This window comes from Actinomadura hibisca NBRC 15177 (genome assembly GCF_001552635.1).
In the GTDB taxonomy this organism is placed as follows: domain Bacteria; phylum Actinomycetota; class Actinomycetes; order Streptosporangiales; family Streptosporangiaceae; genus Spirillospora; species Spirillospora hibisca.
The window spans coordinates 106,401-126,046 of sequence record NZ_BCRO01000045.1; the positions used below are offsets into that span (position 1 = coordinate 106,401).

Annotated in this window: 16 protein-coding genes; 8 read left to right on the forward strand and 8 right to left on the reverse strand. The window is 73.1% G+C overall.

All coding sequences use genetic code 11. The features are described from left to right. Positions 1–2 precede the first annotated feature (2 nt). Positions 3–1,211 (forward strand): LCP family protein, encoded by a 1,209-nt coding sequence (locus AH6_RS22635; protein ID WP_507762059.1) that lies wholly within the window; start codon positions 3–5, stop codon positions 1,209–1,211. 28 nt (positions 1,212–1,239) lie between these two features. On the opposite strand, the gene AH6_RS22640 is transcribed toward AH6_RS22635, so the two are convergent. Genes AH6_RS22640 through AH6_RS22650 form a run of 3 tightly spaced genes read right to left on the reverse strand, consistent with a single transcriptional unit; the run spans position 1,240 to position 4,146 of the window. Further along, complete coding sequence (locus tag AH6_RS22640; RefSeq protein WP_245679422.1) at positions 1,240–2,373, reverse strand: DUF6745 domain-containing protein; 1,134 nt, start codon at positions 2,371–2,373, stop codon at positions 1,240–1,242. 14 nt (positions 2,374–2,387) lie between these two features. Continuing rightward, positions 2,388–2,714 (reverse strand): DUF8820 family protein, encoded by a 327-nt coding sequence (locus AH6_RS22645; RefSeq protein WP_067483056.1) that lies wholly within the window; start codon positions 2,712–2,714, stop codon positions 2,388–2,390. A gap of 55 nt (positions 2,715–2,769) precedes the next feature. After that, the gene (locus AH6_RS22650; RefSeq protein ID WP_245679423.1) at positions 2,770–4,146 is read right to left on the reverse strand and encodes a threonine/serine exporter family protein; all 1,377 of its coding nucleotides are present in this window, start codon (positions 4,144–4,146) and stop codon (positions 2,770–2,772) included. A gap of 186 nt (positions 4,147–4,332) precedes the next feature. Between AH6_RS22650 and AH6_RS22655 the strand changes: the two genes are divergently transcribed. Beyond that, complete coding sequence (locus AH6_RS22655; RefSeq protein ID WP_067483058.1) at positions 4,333–6,441, forward strand: RecQ family ATP-dependent DNA helicase; 2,109 nt, start codon at positions 4,333–4,335, stop codon at positions 6,439–6,441. A gap of 362 nt (positions 6,442–6,803) precedes the next feature. Here AH6_RS22655 and AH6_RS22660 read toward each other — a convergent pair whose 3' ends face one another. Continuing rightward, complete coding sequence (locus AH6_RS22660) at positions 6,804–7,730, reverse strand: carbohydrate kinase family protein (protein ID WP_067483107.1); 927 nt, start codon at positions 7,728–7,730, stop codon at positions 6,804–6,806. A 180-nt stretch (positions 7,731–7,910) separates the two neighbouring features. Between AH6_RS22660 and AH6_RS22665 the strand changes: the two genes are divergently transcribed. Continuing rightward, positions 7,911–10,358, forward strand: a complete 2,448-nt coding sequence (locus AH6_RS22665) for a bifunctional acetate--CoA ligase family protein/GNAT family N-acetyltransferase (protein ID WP_067483060.1) — start codon at positions 7,911–7,913, stop codon at positions 10,356–10,358. Between the two features lie 104 nt (positions 10,359–10,462). On the opposite strand, the gene AH6_RS42640 is transcribed toward AH6_RS22665, so the two are convergent. Further along, the gene (locus tag AH6_RS42640; protein ID WP_083983344.1) at positions 10,463–10,693 is read right to left on the reverse strand and encodes a hypothetical protein; all 231 of its coding nucleotides are present in this window, start codon (positions 10,691–10,693) and stop codon (positions 10,463–10,465) included. Positions 10,694–10,780: 87 nt separating this feature from the next. Here AH6_RS42640 and AH6_RS22670 point away from each other — a divergent pair, with 87 nt between their 5' ends. The 3 genes from AH6_RS22670 (at position 10,781) to AH6_RS22680 (ending at position 13,441) form a co-directional block, all read left to right on the forward strand. After that, positions 10,781–11,362: a DUF5998 family protein gene (locus tag AH6_RS22670; RefSeq protein WP_067483062.1), complete on the forward strand. Its 582-nt coding sequence runs from the start codon at positions 10,781–10,783 to the stop codon at positions 11,360–11,362. Positions 11,363–11,385: 23 nt separating this feature from the next. Beyond that, on the forward strand, positions 11,386–12,507 hold the full coding sequence (locus AH6_RS22675; protein ID WP_083983348.1) for an alkaline phosphatase family protein: 1,122 nt from the start codon (positions 11,386–11,388) through the stop codon (positions 12,505–12,507). Positions 12,508–12,610: 103 nt separating this feature from the next. Then, entirely contained in the window at positions 12,611–13,441 is an 831-nt protein-coding gene (locus AH6_RS22680) for a sulfurtransferase (protein ID WP_067483066.1), read from the forward strand. A 2-nt stretch (positions 13,442–13,443) separates the two neighbouring features. Here the strand turns inward: AH6_RS22680 and AH6_RS22685 are convergent, their stop codons facing one another. Genes AH6_RS22685 through AH6_RS22695 form a run of 3 tightly spaced genes read right to left on the reverse strand, consistent with a single transcriptional unit; the run spans position 13,444 to position 16,933 of the window. After that, positions 13,444–15,966 (reverse strand): CHAT domain-containing protein, encoded by a 2,523-nt coding sequence (locus AH6_RS22685; RefSeq protein ID WP_245679424.1) that lies wholly within the window; start codon positions 15,964–15,966, stop codon positions 13,444–13,446. After that, positions 15,963–16,412: a hypothetical protein gene (locus tag AH6_RS22690; RefSeq protein WP_067483068.1), complete on the reverse strand. Its 450-nt coding sequence runs from the start codon at positions 16,410–16,412 to the stop codon at positions 15,963–15,965. Before AH6_RS22690 ends, AH6_RS22685 begins: the two co-directional genes overlap by 4 nt. Then, positions 16,409–16,933 (reverse strand): RNA polymerase sigma factor, encoded by a 525-nt coding sequence (locus tag AH6_RS22695; RefSeq protein WP_218005909.1) that lies wholly within the window; start codon positions 16,931–16,933, stop codon positions 16,409–16,411. The genes AH6_RS22690 and AH6_RS22695 overlap by 4 nt, the downstream gene beginning before the upstream one ends. Before the next feature lie 202 nt (positions 16,934–17,135). On the opposite strand from AH6_RS22695, the gene lnt reads away from it, so the two are divergent. Then, on the forward strand, positions 17,136–18,593 hold the full coding sequence (lnt, locus tag AH6_RS22700; RefSeq protein WP_067483070.1) for an apolipoprotein N-acyltransferase: 1,458 nt from the start codon (positions 17,136–17,138) through the stop codon (positions 18,591–18,593). A gap of 143 nt (positions 18,594–18,736) precedes the next feature. Further along, positions 18,737–19,231 (forward strand): DUF3145 domain-containing protein, encoded by a 495-nt coding sequence (locus AH6_RS22705; protein ID WP_067483072.1) that lies wholly within the window; start codon positions 18,737–18,739, stop codon positions 19,229–19,231. Positions 19,232–19,646: the final 415 nt, after the last annotated feature.

Here is a 19,646-nt window from a genome sequence, read left to right on the forward strand (position 1 = left end):
AGCTGCTCGGCGGCGACCGGCCGAAGAAGCTCAACGGCGCGCTCAACATCCTGCTGATCGGCTCCGACACGCGCGCGGGCGCGAACGCCAAGTACGGGCACGGCCTCAAGGACAAGCCCCCGGCCTCCGACACGATGATCCTGCTGCACCTGTCGCCGGGCGGCGGGCAGGCGTTGGCGATCAGCTTCCCGCGCGACCTGCTGGTGCCGATCCCCGAGTGCACCCGGCCCACCGGCGGCGCGGTGCCCGCGACGGCGCGGGCCATGCTCAACGAGGCCATCGCGCGCGGCGGCCCGGCCTGCACCATCGAGACGCTCGAAGGCATCTCCAAGATCCGGATCGACCACTTCGTGCAGGTGGACTTCGTCGGCTTCAAGGACATCACCACGGCGGTCGGCGGCGTGCCCATCTGCCTGGACAAGGACGTGGACGACCGCGCCTCGGGCTTCCGCATGACCAGGGGCCCGCACCGGGTCAAGGGCGAGGACGCGCTCGCCTACGTCCGCATCCGCAAGGGCCTCGGCGACAACTCCGACACCCAGCGCATCAAGCGGCAGCAACGTTTCCTCGGCGCGCTGGCGAAGGAGGCGATGAGCGCGGGCGTGCTCACCAACCCGGCCAAGATGAACGACCTGCTCACCGCCTCGGCCAAGTCGCTGAGCACCGACAAACGGTTCAACGTCGGCGCGATGCTGAAGGTGGCCAACGGGATGCGGGACCTCACCGCGGGCAAGCTGCGCTTCGTCACCGTCCCGTCCGGGCCCTACGCCCTGGACCAGAACAGGGTGGTGCTGACCCAGCCCGACGCGGCGAACTTCTTCGCTGCCGTCCGCAACGACCGGACGGTCCCCGAGCCGGTGAAGCCGCTCCCGACGCCGGTGAAGGTGCGGGTGTTCAATGGCTCGGGCGTGCCCGACCGTGCCGCCCAAGTCGCTGAACAGCTCAAGGAGCAGGGCTTCACCGTGACCGGCGTGGGCAACTACAAGCGCACCGTCCCCGCCACGCAGATCCGGCACGCCGCCGCCGACCGCGCCCTGGCCGGAAAGCTGGAGGCCAAGCTGACCAGGACGGCCGTGCTGCCCCGCGCCAAGGCCGTCCCGGGCGTGCTGGACCTGGTGATCGGCACGGACTTCACCGGCCTGCGCACGGGCGGCATCCCGCGCCAACGCGACGAGTACCGAGCCAGCGACAACGTATGCGCCCACACATAATGCCCCTGATGGCGTGAAAGTGGCCTGCTCAGGTCTCCTTCTGCGGGTGGTAGTCGGCCTCGGAGACGCCGAACGTCCACGCCACGCCCTCCCGCGCGGTCCGCGTCGTCGGCGGCACCCGCAGGTAGTAGGTCCGGTACGTGCCGTCCGGCTCGGGTGTGGAGTTGACCACCTCGACCATCGCCACCGGCTCGTCGTCGGCCAGGTCGATGCGCCACAACACGCCGGTCTCGTCGCGGTGCACCGGCTGCGCGCCGACCTCGGCCAGGTACCGGTCGTAGCCGAAGATCTCCAGCATCACGCGGCGCAGCTCGGCGTTGTCCTGGGCGTCGATCCGGGCCGGGCTGAGGTCGGTGAGGGAGTCGATGAACCCGGCCGGGACCGGCATCCCGCGCCAGGCGTGCAGGGCGAAGCCGTCGGCGTGGGCCAGCGCCGGGCCGTCGCCCCGGTGCAGCCGGCCGGGCTCGTCGCGGTGCAGCTCCGACGGCCGCTCCGACACGATCACCAGCCGCTCGTAGGGCCACCACCAGCCGGTCTCGCGCGCCGCCTCGGCGAGGCCCGGCGGCAGGTGCCCGAGCCGGTCGAACAGCGCCAGCCACGGCGCGTCGTGCTGGCCGAGCACCGCGTCCAGCGTCGCCGCGCGCAGGATCGACTCGGCCCTCGACCCCTCCGGGGCCAGGGCCCCGATCGCCTGCCGCACCCGCGTGACCAGGTTCTGGACCTGGTCCCACAGCGGCGCGCCCGTCTCACCCCAGGCGTGCGCCCAGCGTCGCGGGCCCAGCGCGGTGTGCAGGGCGGTGCGGGCCGTCTCCCACGGGCGCGTCCGCACGGCGTCGCGCACGCACGCCCCGGCGTCGCCGAGATCTGCGACTTCGGTCCGCGCGCGTGCGAGCAGGTCGCCCAGACCGGCCTGTGCCAAGGCCGCCGAGTGCCCGGCGAGCAGGGCCGCCAGCACCGCCCCGTGCGCGGGCGACGGCACCCACAGGAAACGTTCGGGAGCGGGAAGCCCGGCGGCCTCGTAGGCGGCGGTGATCCCGGCCTCGGCGCGCCCGCGGTCGCCGGGGCCGGTGGCGAAGGCCGCGCTCTGCCAGGTCTCCATCAGGACGGCGTGGTCGAGGGTGTCCATGCCCGTGCTCGAGCCCGTGTCGACGTTCGTCTCCATGATCGAATCTCCGTTCAGTCGGCGACGACGCGGACGCTGCCGGGCACGTACTCGCGCTGCCTGACCACCCGGTACCAGCCCCTGGGCAGGGAGATCGGCGCGTGCTCCTCGTGCACCAGCCGCCCGCCGGACGGCAGGTGCAGGTGGTCGGGGACCAGCGGGTGCGGGTCGCGCAGCAGCGCGCCCTCGGCGGTCAGCGCGTGCGCGTGCCCGGTCGCCTCGCCGAGCGCCAGCACCATGCGGCCCCGGCCGTCGCGCGGCGCGGGCGGCAGGTCGCGGACGTTCTGCGGCACGGCCTCCTCGGCCACGGGCACGATGAGGATGTCTCCCTGTCGGTACATGCCGAGCAAGGTAGAACGGGACACCGACAGAACGGCGTCGCCGCAGGTCGGCACGTTAGTAGCCGCGCGTGCGGCGGGCCGCCGGGCGGGCCCAGCGGCCGGAGGCGCTGAGGCCGACGGTCTGGAAGGCGCGCACCAGCTCCCCGCCGAGGTTGACGCCCGCGCCCAGCGCCAGCGCCACCGACATCGCCGCGACCAGGCTCAGCGCGCCCTCCTGCGCCGCCCCGGTGTTCAGCTCGACCATGCCCCGGTACAGGAGCGTTCCAGGCAGCAGCGGCGAGATCGCCGGGACGACGTAGGGCAGCGACGGCGCGTTGCGGCGGCGGGCCAGCATGTTGCCCAGCACCCCGATGATCACCGCGGAGATCGCCGAGGCCAGCACCGGCGCGACCGAGGCGGTCAGCAGCAGCACGTACACGACCCAGATCAGCGCGCCGCCGATCGCCGCCGGCACCAGCACGTCGCGCGGCACCGCCAGGCAGATCGCGAACGTCACCGACACCGCGGCCGCCGCCAGCACCGGCACCGGGCTGAGCAGCGCCGGGAAGTCGGGCAGGTGGGAGACGTTGATGTCCACGTTCAGCGCCACCGCGACGTAGACGGCCGCGCCGAGCCCGGCGACGATCGCGGCGATGATGAAGAACACCTCCAGCAGCCGCGCGCCCGCGCTGACCAGGTCGCCGGTGACGCCGTCCTGGACGCTGGCCACCAGCGGGCGGCCCGGCAGCAGCGCCAGGATCGCGCCGGTCACGATCGTGGAGGCGCGGCCGGGGCTGCCCATCGTCGCCACCACCAGCGCCGCCGCCGTCGCGCCGATCGCCGCCGCCAGCGACAGCTGGAAGAACTCCGCCACCCCGCGCCGGGCCAGGTAGGCGGCGGCGCGGTCGCCCAGCAGCGTCGCCACGAACGCGGTGACCGCCACCACCGGCCCGCCGCCGACCAGCACGCTGGCCGACGCCGCGATCAGGCCCAGCGACACCACCATCAGCCACGGCGGGTACGGGGCGCGCCCGTGCTTGATCTCCGCCAGCCGCTGGTGCGCCTCCGGCAGCTCCAGCATCCCGATCGCGGCCTGCTGCACCAGCGCGTGCAGCGCGTGCAGCCGCCAGAACGCCGGGGTGCGGCGGCGGATCGCCCGCGTGGCGGTGACGGGGGCGGCCCCGTTGCCCGGATGGGCCGACACCAGCAGGCTGGTGAAGGTCACCTGGACCTCGCAGCGCGGCAGCTCGTAGGCGACCGCGAGGCTGAGCATCGCCTCGTTGACGCGCTCGGTGGACTCGCCGCTGGCCAGCAGCAGCTCGCCGACCCGCAACACCAGGTCGATGACGCGGGGGTCGACGACCTCGCCGGGCTCGTCCTCGGGGGGTTCGGGTGGGGTGCCGTCCATCAGCACGTACCAGCTGCGCCGCAGGCGTTCCGCCGCCGTCCCCATACCGAACGTGCCCTCCGGCCTTCTCGTCCCGATCTTGCTCGCAGGCTACCCGCGAGCCACCGGTCCCTATCCCGGGATCCGGGTGTCCTTTTCCACACCACCGGTTTCGGAGGGGAACGGGCGACGTTATCCACAGAACAGGATTCTGTTTCCCGACCTGTCGTCCCGGACTGATAGCAAGGACCCATGAGCACTGCACTGCCGGACACCGCACTGCGGGACGAGGCCGAAGGCACCCTGCGCGCCCTCGCCGGCGACCACGCGAAGCTGCGCGACGACCAGTGGACCGCGATCCACGCGCTGGTGGTCGAGCGGCGGCGCGCGCTGGTCGTCCAGCGCACCGGGTGGGGCAAGTCGGCGGTCTACTTCGTGGCCACCCGGCTGCTGCGCGAGCGGGGCGCCGGGCCCACCGTGATCGTCTCGCCGCTGCTGGCGCTGATGCGCAACCAGATCGACGCCGCCGCGCGGGCCGGCATCCGCGCCCACACGATCAACTCCGCCAACACCGACGACTGGGACCGGGTGTTCGCCGAGGTCGAGGCCGGGGCGGTGGACGTGCTGCTGGTCAGCCCCGAACGCCTGAACAACCCCGACTTCCGCGACCAGGTCCTGCCCAAGCTGGCCGCCGGGGCGGGCCTGGTCGTGGTGGACGAGGCGCACTGCATCTCCGACTGGGGCCACGACTTCCGGCCCGACTACCGCCGCCTGCGCACCCTGCTGGCCGACCTGCCGCCCGGCATCCCGGTCCTGGCCACCACCGCCACCGCCAACGCCCGCGTCACCGCCGACGTCGCCGAGCAGCTCGCCGCCGACGACACGCTGGTGCTGCGCGGCGTCCTCGAACGCGACTCGCTGCACCTGGCCGTGGTGCGCCTGCCGTCGGCCGAGCAGCGCATCGCCTGGCTCGCCGAGCGCCTGGACGAGCTGCCGGGCTCGGGCATCGTCTACACCCTCACCGTCGCCGCCGCCCACGAGATCGCGAGCTACCTCACCGACCGCGGCTACGCCGTCGCCGCCTACTCGGGCCAGACCGAGCCCGCCGAGCGCCTCCAGGCCGAGCGTGACCTCCAGGACAACAAGCTGAAGGCCCTCATCGCGACCAGCGCCCTCGGCATGGGCTTCGACAAGCCCGACCTCGGCTTCATCGTGCACGTGGGCGCGCCCCAGTCGCCGGTCGCCTACTACCAGCAGATCGGCCGCGCGGGCCGCGGCGTCGACCGCGCCGAGGTGATCCTGCTGCCCGGCCCGGAGGACCGCGACATCTGGGCCTACTTCGCCAGCCTGGCCTTCCCGCCCGAGCCGGTCGTGCGCGCGACGCTGGCCGAGCTGGAGGCGGCGGGCCGCCCGCTGTCCACCGGCGCGCTGGAGCCGCGCGTGGACCTCAACCGCTCCCGCCTGGAGATGATGTTGAAGGTCCTGGACGTCGACGGCGCGGTGCGCCGCGTCAAGGGCGGCTGGACCGCCACCGGCCAGGACTGGGCCTACGACCGCGAGCGCTACGCCCGCGTCGCCGCCGAGCGCACGCGCGAGCAGCAGGCGATGCTCGACTACATCGCCGCCACCGGCTGCCGCGAGGAGTTCCTGCGCCGCCAGCTCGACGACCCGGCGGCCGCGCCCTGCGGTCGTTGCGACAACTGCACCGGCCGCCACTGGGCCGCCGACGTCAATGAGCAGAGCGCCGCCCAGGCCCGCGACCGGCTGCGCCGCCCCGGTGTGGACGTCGCGCCGCGCCGCATGTGGCCGACCGGCGTCAAGGACGACCTGGGCGTGGGCGGCCGCATCGCCGCCTCCGCCCTGGCGGAGCCGGGCCGGGCCCTGGGCCGCCTGACCGACATCGGCTGGGGCAACCGCCTGCGCCAGGTCCTCGCCGAGTCGGCCCCCGACGACGAGATCACGCCCGACATGTTCGACGCGGTGGTCAAGGTGTTGTCGGCCTGGGACTGGGAGCAGCGCCCGTCCGCCGTGGTCAGCGTGGGCTCCCGGACCCGCCCCCGCCTGGTCACGAGCCTGGCGCACCGCATCTCGGAGATCGGCCGCCTGCCCTACCTGGGCGAGCTGGTGCCGCTGGGCGAGCCGGCACCACGCCGCCACAACAGCGCGCAGCGCCTGCGCTCGGTATGGCACACGTTCGCGGTGCCGGAGGAGGTGACGGCCGCGCTCCAACAGAACCCGGGCCCGGTCCTGCTGGTGGACGACCGGATCGAGACAGGCTGGACGATGACGGTGGCGGCGCGCCTGCTACGCGAGGCCGGAGCCACCGCCGTCCTACCCCTGGTCCTAGCCGTGCCCAACTGACAGCGCCGAGGCGGAGTCCCCGCCCCCCTCGCCCCTCGCCTAAAGGCAAGTCCAGAGGGCGCTCCTCCCTCGCATGACTCCTGCCAGCGGTCCTAGCCGTTCCCAACTGGCAGCGACAAGGAGGAACCCGCTCGCCCACACCAAGGGCGCAGTAAAAGGACATTCGCCCCTCGTAAGGCTCCTGCCGGGCAAGCACCGACCTCAGCCGTCACGCGAGTGCCCGACCTGGCCCGGCGGGGGCGAGGCCGAAGGCGAGCCCCCGCCGGGCCAGATCGCGAAGCGATTGGCACTCGCAAAGGCACGGTCAGGGGCGCGAGCCGCCAGGCGAGTGCCCCTGGGCCGGGACTTCCAAAAATACGCCGTCAGTTCTTGATCTGGTTGTCCACCACGTCCAGGGACGGGCGGGCGCCCAGGTGCTGCATCGCCTGGGCGGCCAGGTGGCAGCCCGCCGTCAGCGCCTTGGCTGGGGGCTCGCCGTCCAGCCAGACCGGCAGGAAGCCCGCCACGAAGGCGTCGCCCGCGCCGGTGCCGTCGACGATCTTGTCGACGGGCTCGGCCGGCACGGTGACCGGCTCGGGGCGGCCGTTGGTGTACCACAGGGCCCCGTCGGCGCCCGTCATGATCACGACCTGCGGGTACCAGGCGGTGAGCACCTTGGCGGCCTGGTCGGGGGTGTCGCGGCCGGTGAGGACCTCGGCCTCGTCGGCGTTGACCACCAGCAGCCGCGCGCCCTGCGTCCACTCCAGGAAGGGCTCGGCGCCCATGCGCTTGAGCGGGGAGGAGGAGCCGCCGTCCACCGAGATCGACATCTGGGCCTTGCGGGCCAGCTCCAGGGTGTGGATCGCGGCCTTGCGGGAGCCCTCGTTGATCAGGGCGTAGCCCGACATGTGCAGGTGCGTGCCCTGGGTGAACAGGTCCTTGCACCGCTCGATGTCCTCGGGCAGCAGGGCGGCGTTGGCCCCCGGGTCCGACAACATGGTGCGGTCGCCCTTGTGGGTGACCAGGACCACGCAGGTGCCGGTGGGGCGCTCGCCGTCCATGACGAGGCGGGCGTCCACGCCGTACCCCATCAGCTCCATGTCCCGGTTGCGGCCCGCGATGTCGGAGCCGCGACGGCCCACGAAGGCGACGTCGGTCCCTCCCAGGGCGAGCCAGGAGGCCACGTTGGCGCCGGAGCCGCCGCCGTGGGTGGTCACCGCGGCCGGCGTGTCGCTGCCCTTGGCCAAGGGATAGGCGGCACGCGCCACGGTGTCGGTCATCAAGTCGCCAACCACGACCACGCGCGTCATGGGAGTCATCACCTCGATCAACACGGCCCGCGTGAGCGGCATACTGGGCGTACGCTCGACCGTAACAGCTCTTGACCCCCGATGAGGTCTCGAACGCGCAGCGAAAGCCGGGGACGGCGGTTTTTCCCTGCGGCTTTCCCCGCGGCGGGAGCGCGGACCGCGTGCCTTACCCTCGGGTACGTGAGCGAGCGGTATCCGGACCAGTGGGAGGCCGACGTCGTCCTGGCCGACGGCGGCACGGCCCACCTGCGCCCCATCCGCAGCGAGGACGCCGACCTGCTGCGGGTCTTCTACGCGCGGCTGTCGCCCGAGTCGATCTACTACCGGTTCTTCTCCCCGCGCCCCACGCTGAGCGACCGGGAGATCGCCCACCTCACCACCGTCGACCACGACGCCCGCGTCGCGCTGATCGCCACGATCGGCGGCGACATGGTGGCCGTCGTGCGCTACGACCGGCTGCCCGGCCAGCCGGGCACGGCCGAGGTCGCCTTCCTGGTCGAGGACGCCCACCAGGGCCGCGGCCTCGGGGCCGTCCTGCTCGAACACATCGCCGCCGCCGCCCGGGAGCGGGGCCTGCACCGGTTCGTGGCCAGCGTCCTTCCCGACAACCGCCGCATGGCGCGGGTCTTTCGGGAGGCCGGCTACCGCGCCGAGCAGCGCTTCGAGGACGGGGTGATCGAGCTCGTGCTGGATCTGGAGCCCACCGAGACCTCGGTGGAGGTGACGGCCGCCCGCGAGCACCGCGCCGAGTCGCGCTCGATCCAGCGGTTGTTGTTCCCGCAGTCGGTCGCGGTGATCGGCGCCAGCCGCGCCGAGCACAGCGTCGGCCAGACCGTGCTGCGCAACCTGCTGGGCGGCGACTTCACCGGCCCGGTCTACCCGGTGCACCCGACCGCCACGGCGGTGGCGGGCGTCCGCGCCTACGCGTCGGTCCTGGACATCCCCGACGACGTGGACCTCGCGGTCGTCGCCGTGCGGGCCCCGGCCGTCCACGAGGTCGTCGAGCAGTGCGCGGGCAAGGGCGTGCGCGGCCTGATCGTGGTGTCGTCGGGCTTCGGCGAGACCGGCCCCGAGGGCCGCGCCCGCCAGGAGGAGCTGGTCCGCCTCGCGCGCGCCTACGGGATGCGCGTGGTCGGCCCCAACTGCCTGGGCATCGCCAACACCGATCCCGAGGTGCGCCTGAACGCCACCCTCGCGCCGACCATGCCGGGCCGGGGCCCGGTCGGGTTCTTCTCGCAGTCCGGCGCGCTCGGCATCGCGATCCTCCAGCGCACCGCCGAGCGCGGCCTCGGCCTGTCGACGTTCGTGTCGGCGGGCAACCGCGCCGACGTGTCCGGCAACGACCTCATGCAGTACTGGGAGGAGGACCCCGCCACCAAGGCCGTCCTGCTCTACCTGGAGTCGCTGGGCAACCCGCGCAAGTTCGCCCGCCTGGCCCGCCGCCTCAGCCGCCGCAAGCCGATCGTGGCGGTCAAGAGCGGTCGCAGCACCCAGGGCGTCCCGCTCGGGCACGCCGCGTCCGCGCTGAGCCTGCCCGACCACGCGGTCAGCGCGCTGTTCGCGCAGGCCGGGGTGATCCGGGTGGAGGACCTGTCGGAGCTGTTCGACGTGGCGCAGCTGCTGGCCTACCAGCCGCTGCCCGCCGGCGACCGCATCGCGATCATCGACAACTCCGACTCGCTGGGCCTGCTCGCCCAGGACGCCGCGGTCGCGCAGGGCCTGGACGTGCGCAAGCCGGTGAACCTCGGCCCGACCGCCGTCGCCGCCGACTACGAGACCGCGCTGACCGAGGTGTTCGAGGACGACGGCGTCGACGCGGTCGTGGCGCTGTTCACCCCGCCCACCATCGGCGGCTACGACCTGAGCGTCCCGGAGAAGATCCTGCGCCTGGCCGCCGCCAGCAACAAGCCGGTCGTGGCGACCTACCTGGGCTCCAAGGGCATGCCGCAGGACCTGCGGGTCACCGGCCCCGACGGCATGGCCGCCGAGGGTTCGGTGCCGTCCTACCCCGCACCCGAGGACGCCGTCCGCGCGCTGGCCTACGCCATCCGCTACGCGCAGTGGCGGCAGCGCCCGCCCGGCCGCCTCCCCGACCTGCCCGGCGCCGACCGCAAGCGCGCCCGCGCGCTGGTGGGGGAGTGGCTGGCGGGTTCCGGCGAGCCCGTCGAGGCCACCGAGAAGCAGGCCGTCGAGCTGCTGGGCTGCTACGGGATCGCGGTCTCCGAGCAGCCCGCCGACGGGGTGCCGGTGCGGATCGTCACCACCGAGGACCCGTCGTTCGGCGCGGTGATCTCCTTCGGGCTGGCCGACGAGACGGCGGCGCTGCTCGACGACCGCGCCTACCGGCTGGCCCCGCTCACCGACGTGGAGGCCGCCGAGCTGCCCCGCGCCATCCGCACGGCCCCGCTGCTGCTGGGCCATCGGGGCGCCGAACCGGTCGACGTGGCGGCGCTGGAGGACCTGCTGCTGCGCGTCTCCCGGCTCGGCGACGACCTGCCGGAGGTCGCGCGGCTGGAGCTGGCCCCCGTGATGGTCGGCCCGGCGGGCGCGGTCGTGGGGCGGGTCGCCCTGCGGCTGGAGCCGCCGCGCGGCCCCCGCCCCGAACTCGGCCCCCGCCGCCTGGGCTGAACGGGCCCGGCGGCCTCCGGGGCCCGGAGGACCGGAGATCCCCGTCAAGTCCCCGGCAATCCTTGGCCATCACGCACCAAAAGATGCGGCGCGACCAGCGCCGATCAGCTCGGCGGCGGCTGCGGCGGCTCGGGCACCGGCGGGACGGGGTCGGGCGTCGGCGTCGGCGGCACCGGGTCGGGCGCAGGGCCCGGCGGGACCGGCAGCGGCCCCGGCGGTTGCGGCGCGGGACCCGGTGCGGGCTCGGGCGGCACCGGCGGCTGGGGCGGCGGCGCCGGGTCGGGCGTGGGTGGCGGGACCGGCGGCGGCGAAGGCAGTGGATCTCTGTCGTCCATGCCCTTCCCCTACCCCGGCCGACACGGAATGACCATGTTCGCCGCCCGCATGTGCGGGGCACGCCCGGGACAGGGCAGGATGGGGCCATGAGGGAAACCCGAGCGACGGCTCACGGGTTGCGCACGGCCATCGAGCGCAGCGGTTACTATCCGGCCCTGGTCGCGGACGCGGTGGAGTCGGCCATAGGCGAGGAGCGGGTGATCGCCTACGTGGTCCACCACGAGGCGACGTTCGACCCCGCCATGGAGGTGCGGCGGCATGTCACCGTGCTGGTGCTGTCGGCCGGCCGCCTGCTGGTCTGCCACACCGACGAGCACCCGCCCGGCGAGGGCATGACGCAGGCGCACGCCTCCACCACCACCGAGGCCGTCAAGCTGGAGCGGGTCCAGTCGGTCGCGGTGACGCGGGTCGTCCCCGACCCCGCCTCCTACGTGCCGGGCACCCCGCCCACCGAGGTGGTGCTGACGATCGGGTGGGGCGCCATCGCCCACATCGACCTCGAACCGGCCACCTGCGGCGACGAGAACTGCGAGGCCGACCACGGCTACACCGGCAGCGTGACCGCCGACGACCTGTCGCTGCGCGTCAGCGAGGCCGCCGACGGCGCGGACGCCGTCGCCCAGGTCCTGGCGTTCGCGGAGGCGCTCTCGGCGGCCACGGCGAAGTGACGCGGCCGAGCGAGCGGGACCGGGTGAGCCCGCCCGCGCCGCCCGTCCCCCGCTACGGGGAGGCGGCCCTGGCCGACCTGACGCCGTCGGTGCTGGCCGCGCTCGGCGTCCCGGACGGCACCGGCGTGCTGGGCCTGCCCGCGCTGCCGCGCGCCTGCGTGCTGATCGTGGACGGGCTGGGCTGGGAGCTGCTGCGCGACCATCCGGACGAGGCGCCGTTCCTGACGTCGCTGGCCGGACGGCCGCTCACAGCGGGCTTCCCCGCCACGACGGCGACCAGCCTGGCGTCGCTGGGCACCGGCGTGCCGCCGGGCGGGCACGGCCTGCTGGGCGTGCAGGTCGCCGTCCCCGGCACCGGACGCCTGCTGAACTGCCTGAAATGGCAGGACCCGGACGTCGATCCGGTCACCTTCCAGCCCGTGCCGACGGTGTACGAGCGCGCGGCGGCCGACGGCGTCGCGGTCGGCTACGTCTCGCTCGGCCAGTACCGGGGGAGCGGGCTGAGCCAGGCGACCGCGCGCGGCGCGTCCTACCTGTCCGCCAACGGCATGGGGCAGCTCGTCGGCCAGGCCGAACGTGCCCTGCGGGCGGGCGACCGGTCGTTCGTGACCGTCTACCACGCCGATCTGGACGCGACCGGCCACCGCTACGGCGTCGCCTCGCCCGACTGGCGCTACCAGCTGCGCTTCGTGGACCTGCTGGCGCAGCGGCTCGCCGAGGTGCTCCCGGACGGAGCGGCGCTGTACGTCACCGCCGACCACGGCATGGTCGATCCGACCGAGCGCGTGGACGTGGACACCGATCCCGACCTGCGGGCCGGGGTGGCGCTGCTGGGCGGCGACGCCCGCGCCCGCTACGTCTACAGCGAGCCGGGCGCGCAGGACGACGTGCTGGCGGCGTGGCGGGACAGGTTCGGCGACCAGGCATGGGTGTGCTCGCGGGACGAGGCGATCGCGGCGGGCTGGTTCGGGCCGGTGGATCCGGAGATGGCGCTCCGGATCGGCGACGTGGTCGCCGTCCCGTTCACCGACCTGGCGATCGTGGCGTCCCACCGGGAGCCGTGGCTGGACCGCATGGTGGGGATGCACGGCTCGATGGTCCCGGCCGAGCAGCTCGTCCCGCTGCTGTCCTTCACCCGCGACTGAGCGTCGTCCGCGCCCGCCGCCCCGGTGGCCGCTACGCTGCGCGGTTGTGACGAACCAGGATTCACCCCTCCCGAATCGGGGTGCCGCGGGTCAGACTGGCGATGTGCACCCTCTCATCGATGTGCCCGCCCTGGACCGGCTGCTCCGCGAGGAGACGCCCCCGGTCCTGCTGGACGTCCGATGGCATCTGGCCGGGCCGCCCGGCGTCGAGTCCTACCGCCGGGGGCACCTGCCCGGCGCGGTCTTCGTGGACCTCGACCGCGACGTCGCGGGCCCGCCCGGACCGTCCGGCCGCCACCCGCTGCCCGAACCGCCGGTGTTCGAGGCCGCGATGCGCCGGGCCGGGGTCTCCGAGGACCGGCTGGTGGTGGTCTACGACGACGCCGACTCGACCGCGGCGGCGCGCGTGTGGTGGACGCTGCGCTTCTTCGGCCACGACCGCGTCCGCGTCCTGGACGGCGGCCACCGGGCGTGGACCGAGGCCGGAAAACCGGTGACGACGGACGAGCCCGCCGTGAAGCCGGGCGACTTCATCGCACGCCCGGGGCGGCTGCCCGTCTTGGACGCGGCGGGCGCGGCGGCGCTGGCCAAGGACGGCGTGCTGCTGGACGCCCGCGCGGCCGAACGCTACCGGGGCGAGACCGAGCCGATCGACCCGGTGGCGGGGCACATCCCCGGCGCCGTCAACGCGCCCACCTCGGGAAACGTCGGCGTGGACGGGCGCTTCCTGCCGCCGGAGCTGCTGCGCGATCGTTTCGCGCAGCTCGGCGCGACCGACGCCGCGGACGTGGGCGCCTACTGCGGGTCGGGGGTCACGGCGGCGCACGAGATCCTCGCCCTCAACATCGCCGGGGTGCCCGCCGTCCTCTACGTGGGCTCGTGGTCGAACTGGGTCGCCGACCCCGCCAACCCGGTCGCCACGGGAGAACACTGAGGTCAGCCCGCCCCGAAGCACTGGAAGCCGTGCACGCCCGGCGTTCGGGGTACGGCGGCCAGGGCCCGGGACGGGGAGTGGCCGGACAGCAGGGCCCGGTGGAAGGCGGTCATGAACGCCGGGGTCGCCGCGTCCCGGACCGGGGCCACGCTGGCGATGACGGTGGCGGTGCCGAGGGCTAGCAGCGCGCCGACCATGCCGAGCACGGCGTCACCGGGTTCGGCGCGGCCGATGTCGCAGGCGGACAGGACGACCAGGCGGGGCGCGCGGTCCAGGTCCTCCAGCTCGTGGACGACCAGCGGGCCGTCGGCCAGGCGGAGGGCTGAGAAGAGCGGATTGCCAGGACGGAACTCGCCGTGCGCCACGATGTGGGCCAGGTCGGCGTCGTTCAGGGCGTCGCGCACCGTCTCGGCACGCGCCCACCGGTCGAGGAGGACGCGGGGATGGGCGTGGAGCAGTTGCAGAGCGCGCACCTCACAGTCGGCGTGAGTGAGATCGGGACCCGCCACCAGGAGCGTGCGCTCGGGAACGCTTGAAACCGGACGGCTGTCAGCATGAAGCCAAGCCGTCGCCGACGGAACGACGGTCAACGGACGACCGACCAACGACGGCAGTACCGACCAGGGCAGGCCGTGCAGTGCCCCCGTAGGAGCTACGACGAGTTCCCGTTCGCCAAGCACGGAATGAAGAGGCTCCAGCAGCAGCCGCTCCAGACGGCCACAAGCTTCAGACAGAGCTTCCTGCGCCCGCCCATCACCCTCGTCCTGGGCCAGCCGCCGCAGCGCCGAATGAGCGAGGACGACCGCCTGTGCCGCATCGCCGTAAGAGCCCAGGCAGTGACGACGAGGACGGTCAGCGGCGATCGTCACGGCATACAGCTCGGAGCCGATCCTGACGAACTCCAGCAAGCCACGGTCTCCCAGAGCCGCCGCCAATTGCGGAATCTTTAGCCGCTGTGCCTGCCGCGCCGGTGCCGGGTTGCGCAACGACTGGGTGCGAATCTCGGCCTCCAGCCGCGTCAGACGGGCCGCCAGAGCAGAATCCGCCCGGCCTCGCGCGACGCCCTCAGCATGTTGCGCACTGAGCGTCCGCAGCTCAGCGAACGCCGCCGCACGATCCGGACAGCGCGGAGGCCGCACCGCAAGGGGACGTCGCGCGATGGTACGGCGACGTTCCTCGACGGTCAGCAACTCGCGGGCGGAACGCGCCAGCCGCAGCGCCAGATCCGCCAGCTCACCGCCCAGTTCAGCGGTCCGCGCCCGCAGCTCCAACGCCCCGAAGACCTCGGTGTGCTCCTCGATCGCGCCGAGGCCCGACCACGCGGCCGTCACCGCGCCGGTCGTGTCGTGGCGGGCGTGGCATTCCAGTGCGGTCGCGTGCAAGGCCGCCGCGCGCAGCGCCGCTGGGCCGCGCACGCCCGACACCGGCGCGAGCAGATGCCCGGCGGGCCTGCGCAGGTCGAGCGCGATCCTGGCCGCCATGATGCGGGCTTCGGCCGCCGCCTCCGTCCAGCCGCCACGATCGAGGCGGTTCGCCGTGGCCGTCGCCGTGCTGAGGAACACCGCCGAACGGTCTCCGCCAGCCCATCGCGTCCGCAGCAGCAGATGCTCCGTCAGCAACATCCAGCCGGTGCGTTCTTGGGCGGCGAACGCGGCGCGGGCACGTTCGGCGGAGGCCGCCGCGCGTTCCGGCTCGCCGTCCGCCAGCTCGGCATGCGCGAGGAGAAGCAGGGCGTCAGCCTGGTCGCATGTGTAGCCGTGCTCCTCGATGTCGGCCAGGGCCGTGGTCAGCAGTTGCCGGGCTTCGCGCGGGAGACCTGCGGTGATGAGAGTTTCCGCTTGCTCGATACGACATTGCGTAGCGCGCACGCCTGTGAGACGCGGTTCGGCGGAGGCGAACAGTTGCAGCGCCCTGGGAAGGTCGCCACGCCGGGAAACGACCAGAGCAAGAAGACTCTCGGCGAAAGCGCGCTGATGGAGAAGCCCCGCGGTTTCGCTGACCTGCATAGCTTCGGTGAGCGTAGCTTCAGCGCCGCCTAGAACGCCTTGCAACGCCTGTATCAGGCCAAGGCTGGTGAGGAGTTTCGCCAACGGCATCGAAGCGCGAGCGTGGCGAAGCCGGGAAAGCGGACGCTCCGCCGTTTCCCGAGCTTCCGCGAGCCTTCCCGCTCTGGTCAGCGCACAGGAGACTTCGGCAGCTAATGCATCCGCATCCCTGCTCATAAGGACATCCGCCGCGTGCGCCGCTTCGACCAGAGCAGAGGCGACGTCGCCGCGCGCCGTGCGCACTCCTACGAGATTCATCCGCACCTGGGCCACGGCGTAGGACAAGTCATGCTTCTTGGCCAGGACAAGCGCCCTATCGAGATGCCGCAGCGCCTCGTTGAGAAGCCCAAGCTCCCTGGCAGCAACCCCCGCGACGCGCAACGCAGCGATTTTCTCCTCAGCGCTGGTACGCGCGCGCACGAGCTTCAACGCCTCCGCATATGCCGCTTCCGGATCGCGGCCCACCGACTCCTCGTTCATAGGCGCACCCAGCTCGTCACGACCGTCGAAGCGTCGGGCAGTTCGAAGACCAGGCTCGCCAGCCCCTCAGGCACCTGCGCGAAAACGAAGTGCCCACTCGCACTCGCTTCCACCACCGCCCCATCCGATTCCAAGCCGACATGACGCAGCCGCACCCGCGCCGCGACCGCCGGCGTCAGCCGTCCCGTCAGCTCACGCCCCCGCCCGGTGTCGTGCACCTCGACCTCCACCGTCACGCCCGCGCCCGTGAACGTCAGGGCGCGCACGCGGCCCCCACGCGCGCCCGCGAGCACGCGCTCCTCCTGCTCGTCCGCCAGTTCGGCCAGCCCCGCACCCGGGACGCGCCAGGCGAACGCCGCGCGTCCCGCCGCCACGACCCCCTCCGGCACAGGATCGACGGCCTGGAAGGCGGCGCGCACCCGGCCGAGCAGTTCGTCGTCGATCACGCGGACAACCTCCGGCTCAGCTCGGCCAGGCACCGTGCTCGCGTCGGGCCGATGCTGCCTACGGGCAGGTCCAGGACGGCCGACAGTTCGGCGTAGCTCGGCGCGGCCGCCAGCAGGCGCAGCAGGTTCCGGCAGCGCGGCTGCATGGCCCGCAGCGCGCTCCCGACCCGGCACACGTGCTCGCGAGCCAGCACCACCTGCTCAGTGGCCGAGTGTTCAGCGGGCCGCTCGTCCGGTGGTGGTGGGCGGTGCCGGACCAGGCGCAGGCTCTCGTGCCGCACCGTGCTGATGAGCCAGCCGCCGACCGCGTCGGGATCGCGGATGCGGTCGAGGTGCTCCACCAGCCGCAACCAGGTCGTCTGGACGGCGTCCGCCGCGTCGGAGTTCGACAGCCCGGTCGTCCGCGCCACCGACCACAGCAGGTCGCTGTAGCCCTCGACGAGCCGCGCCCAGGCCGCGCCGTCGCCGTCCCGCGCCCGGCGCACCAGAGCGCCGGGTTCCCCAAGCCTGTCCAAGGCCACTGAAGTTCTCCTTCCGAGGCCCCCCGGCCGACGACCCTAGGCGTGGCGTGACGGACTTCCCACTCTCGGTTACACACTCGGAGCCGGGCTGTGCCCAAGCCCTGATGATTAGGCGGACGGCAGCGTGGGTAGCGGCCGCCTTCTTGCCCGGAAGATCCGGATTTCCGCGACAGCGACCTCGTTCGACTGCCTTACTGGGGATGTGATCGCAAACCCGGAGTGGCGCTGGCGCGCGCTCGCCGTCGCCGCAGGCGCGTTACCGATCCTGACGTTCCCGCGCGCCGATCTGGGGTGGGCCGCGTGGATCGTGCTCGCGCCCGGCATGGCGCTGATGCGCTTCGGGAACGGACGCGAACCAGCGGTGCGAGGCTGGTGTTTCGGAACCGGCTATCTCTTCGCTGCGCTGTACTGGACGCTGCCGAACATCGGACCCGCGCTCCTGCTGGTGGCGCTGGTGTTCGGAACGTTGTGGGGCGTATGGGGCGCGGCGGTGCGATGGCTGGTTCCTGAACACCCCCTGGCGGCGCTCCTGGTGCTGCCGAGCGGCTGGGTGGTGATCGAACTGGTCCGCTCCTGGCCGAAGCTGGGCGGGCCGTGGGCGGTGCTGGGGGCGAGCCAGTGGGGGAGCCCGGCGACGCTGGAACTGGCGCGGCTGGGCGGCGTGTGGCTCGTGTCGTTCGTGCTGGTCCTGGTCAACACGGCGGTGCTGCTCGTCGCCGTCACCCGGCGCTGGCGCTACCTCGCGGCGGTGGCATTGGTGGGAGCGGGGCCCGCCGTCCAGGCGACGCGCGAAGAACCCGACCCCGGACGGCCGCTGAGCGTCGCCCTCGTCCAGCCCGGCGTCATCCACGGCCCGGCCGCGCGCTTCGACGCGGGCGAGCGCATCACCGCCACGCTGCCGCCCACCGACCTCATCGTGTGGGGCGAGAGCAGCGTCGGTTTCGACCTGCGCCGCCGCACCGACCTCACCGCGCGCCTGGCCGCCCTCGCCGCGCGCGGCGACCTCCTGGTGAACGAGGACGCGCGCGACGCCGGCGGACGCATCTCCAAGAGCACCGTCCTGATCGGCGCGAACGGGCCGCGGGCGCGCTACGTCAAGACGCGGCTCGTGCCGTTCGGGGAGTACATCCCGTTCCGCTCCGGCATGGGATGGCTGGCCCGCGTCAGCGCGGCCGCCGCCGAGGACCGGGTGCCCGGCAGCGGGGCCGTCACGATGCGCGCGGGCGGCACGACCGTCGGACCGCTGATCTGCTTCGAGTCCGCCTTCCCCGACCTCGGCCGGGCGGTCGTGCGGCGCGGCGCGCAGGTGATCGTGTACCAGTCGGCGACTTCGACTTTCCAGAAAAGCTGGGCACCGGCGCAGCACGCATCGTTGGGCGCGGTGCGCGCCGCCGAGACGGGACGGCCCGTCGTCCAGGCCGCGCTGACCGGCGTGTCGGCGGCGTTCGACGCGCGGGGACGGCGGCTGACCTGGCAGGACACCGCCGAGCGCGGCGCGGTGGCGCTGACGTTGCGCCTGCCGGATCCGGCGAGCCGCACCCCTTACGTCAGGTTCGGGGACTACGTTGCCTATCTGGCCGTCCTCGTGTCGGCGGGCGCCGCCGCGACACGTTCGCGAAAGATCGTTGCTGTATGGCACAAAATGCCAGGAATGGGGTAGGGAGCGTGGTCAAGGGTTCGGTAAACAGCGGCCGCGTGGTGGTGTGTCCGGTGTCCATGATGCAGAATGAGGGACGCGGACGCCGTCTCGGGTGTGCGAGGCCGTAGGGGAAGACGAGCCTCGGTACAGATCCAGGAGGTCCGGTGACCGCACGTGGCGTTTTCTACGTCCACTCCGCGCCACCTGCGCTGAGCCCGCACATCGAGTGGGCGGCCGCAGGTGTCCTCGGCGTGCCCGTTTCCCTTGAGTGGGCCGATCAGCCCGCCGCGCCGGGAACGCTGCGCGCCGAACTGCATTGGGAGGGCAAGCCGGGCACCGCCGCGGGCATCACCTCCGCCCTGCGGAACTGGAAGTTGCTGCGCTTCGAGGCCACCGAGGACCCCACACCCGGGTGCGACGGCGTGCGCTACAGCTTCACCCCGTCGCTCGGCGTCTTCACGGGCGTCATCGGCGCCAACGGCGACATCATGGTCCCCGAGGACCGCCTGCGGTCGGTGATGGCCAACGCGGCGGTCGGCAAGACGAACCTGGAGCACGAACTCGACCGCCTGCTGGGCACGCCGTGGGACAACGAACTGGAGCCGTTCCGGCGGGCCGGCGACGGCGCACCGGTGCGCTGGCTCCACGCCGCCGTGTGAACGGTCCTTGGGCCTGAGGCTGTGTGAGCGGTTCTTCGGCCGGGGGCCCGGGGCCTGTGTGGCAACCCTGTGTGAGGTGGGGTTGGTGGGTATCTGTATCAACCCGGGCGGGGCTGGGGTTGGTGGTCGGGTTCGGGGCGCGGGGTTGGGTTAGTGGGCCTGTACTGAAAACCTGCGCGGGTTGGGGTTTGAGGGCATCTGTAGCAACCCCGCGCGGGCTAGAGGTTGTTGGTCGGGTGCGGGGCGCGGGGTTGAGGTTGATGGGCCTGTACTGAAAACCTGCACGGGCTGGGGTCGCTGAGTATCTATAGCAACCCCGCGCGGGCTGGGGTTGTTGGTCGGGTGCGGGAAACCCGCACGGGCTTGGGGTTGGGTGGGCTTCTGTAGACCCCCACTGACTTAGTCGGTGCAGCGG

Excerpts from the sequence above, each read along its gene's own strand:
- AH6_RS22640 (WP_245679422.1), bottom strand. The coding sequence starts at position 2,373 with ATGGAGACGAACGTCGACACGGGCTCGAGCACGGGCATGGACACCCTC.
- AH6_RS22645 (WP_067483056.1), bottom strand. The coding sequence starts at position 2,714 with ATGTACCGACAGGGAGACATCCTCATCGTGCCCGTGGCCGAGGAGGCC.
- AH6_RS22650 (WP_245679423.1), bottom strand. The coding sequence starts at position 4,146 with ATGGGGACGGCGGCGGAACGCCTGCGGCGCAGCTGGTACGTGCTGATG.
- AH6_RS22655 (WP_067483058.1), top strand. The coding sequence starts at position 4,333 with ATGAGCACTGCACTGCCGGACACCGCACTGCGGGACGAGGCCGAAGGC.
- AH6_RS22660 (WP_067483107.1), bottom strand. The coding sequence starts at position 7,730 with ATGACGCGCGTGGTCGTGGTTGGCGACTTGATGACCGACACCGTGGCG.
- AH6_RS42640 (WP_083983344.1), bottom strand. The coding sequence starts at position 10,693 with ATGGACGACAGAGATCCACTGCCTTCGCCGCCGCCGGTCCCGCCACCC.
- AH6_RS22670 (WP_067483062.1), top strand. The coding sequence starts at position 10,781 with ATGAGGGAAACCCGAGCGACGGCTCACGGGTTGCGCACGGCCATCGAG.
- AH6_RS22685 (WP_245679424.1), bottom strand. The coding sequence starts at position 15,966 with ATGAACGAGGAGTCGGTGGGCCGCGATCCGGAAGCGGCATATGCGGAG.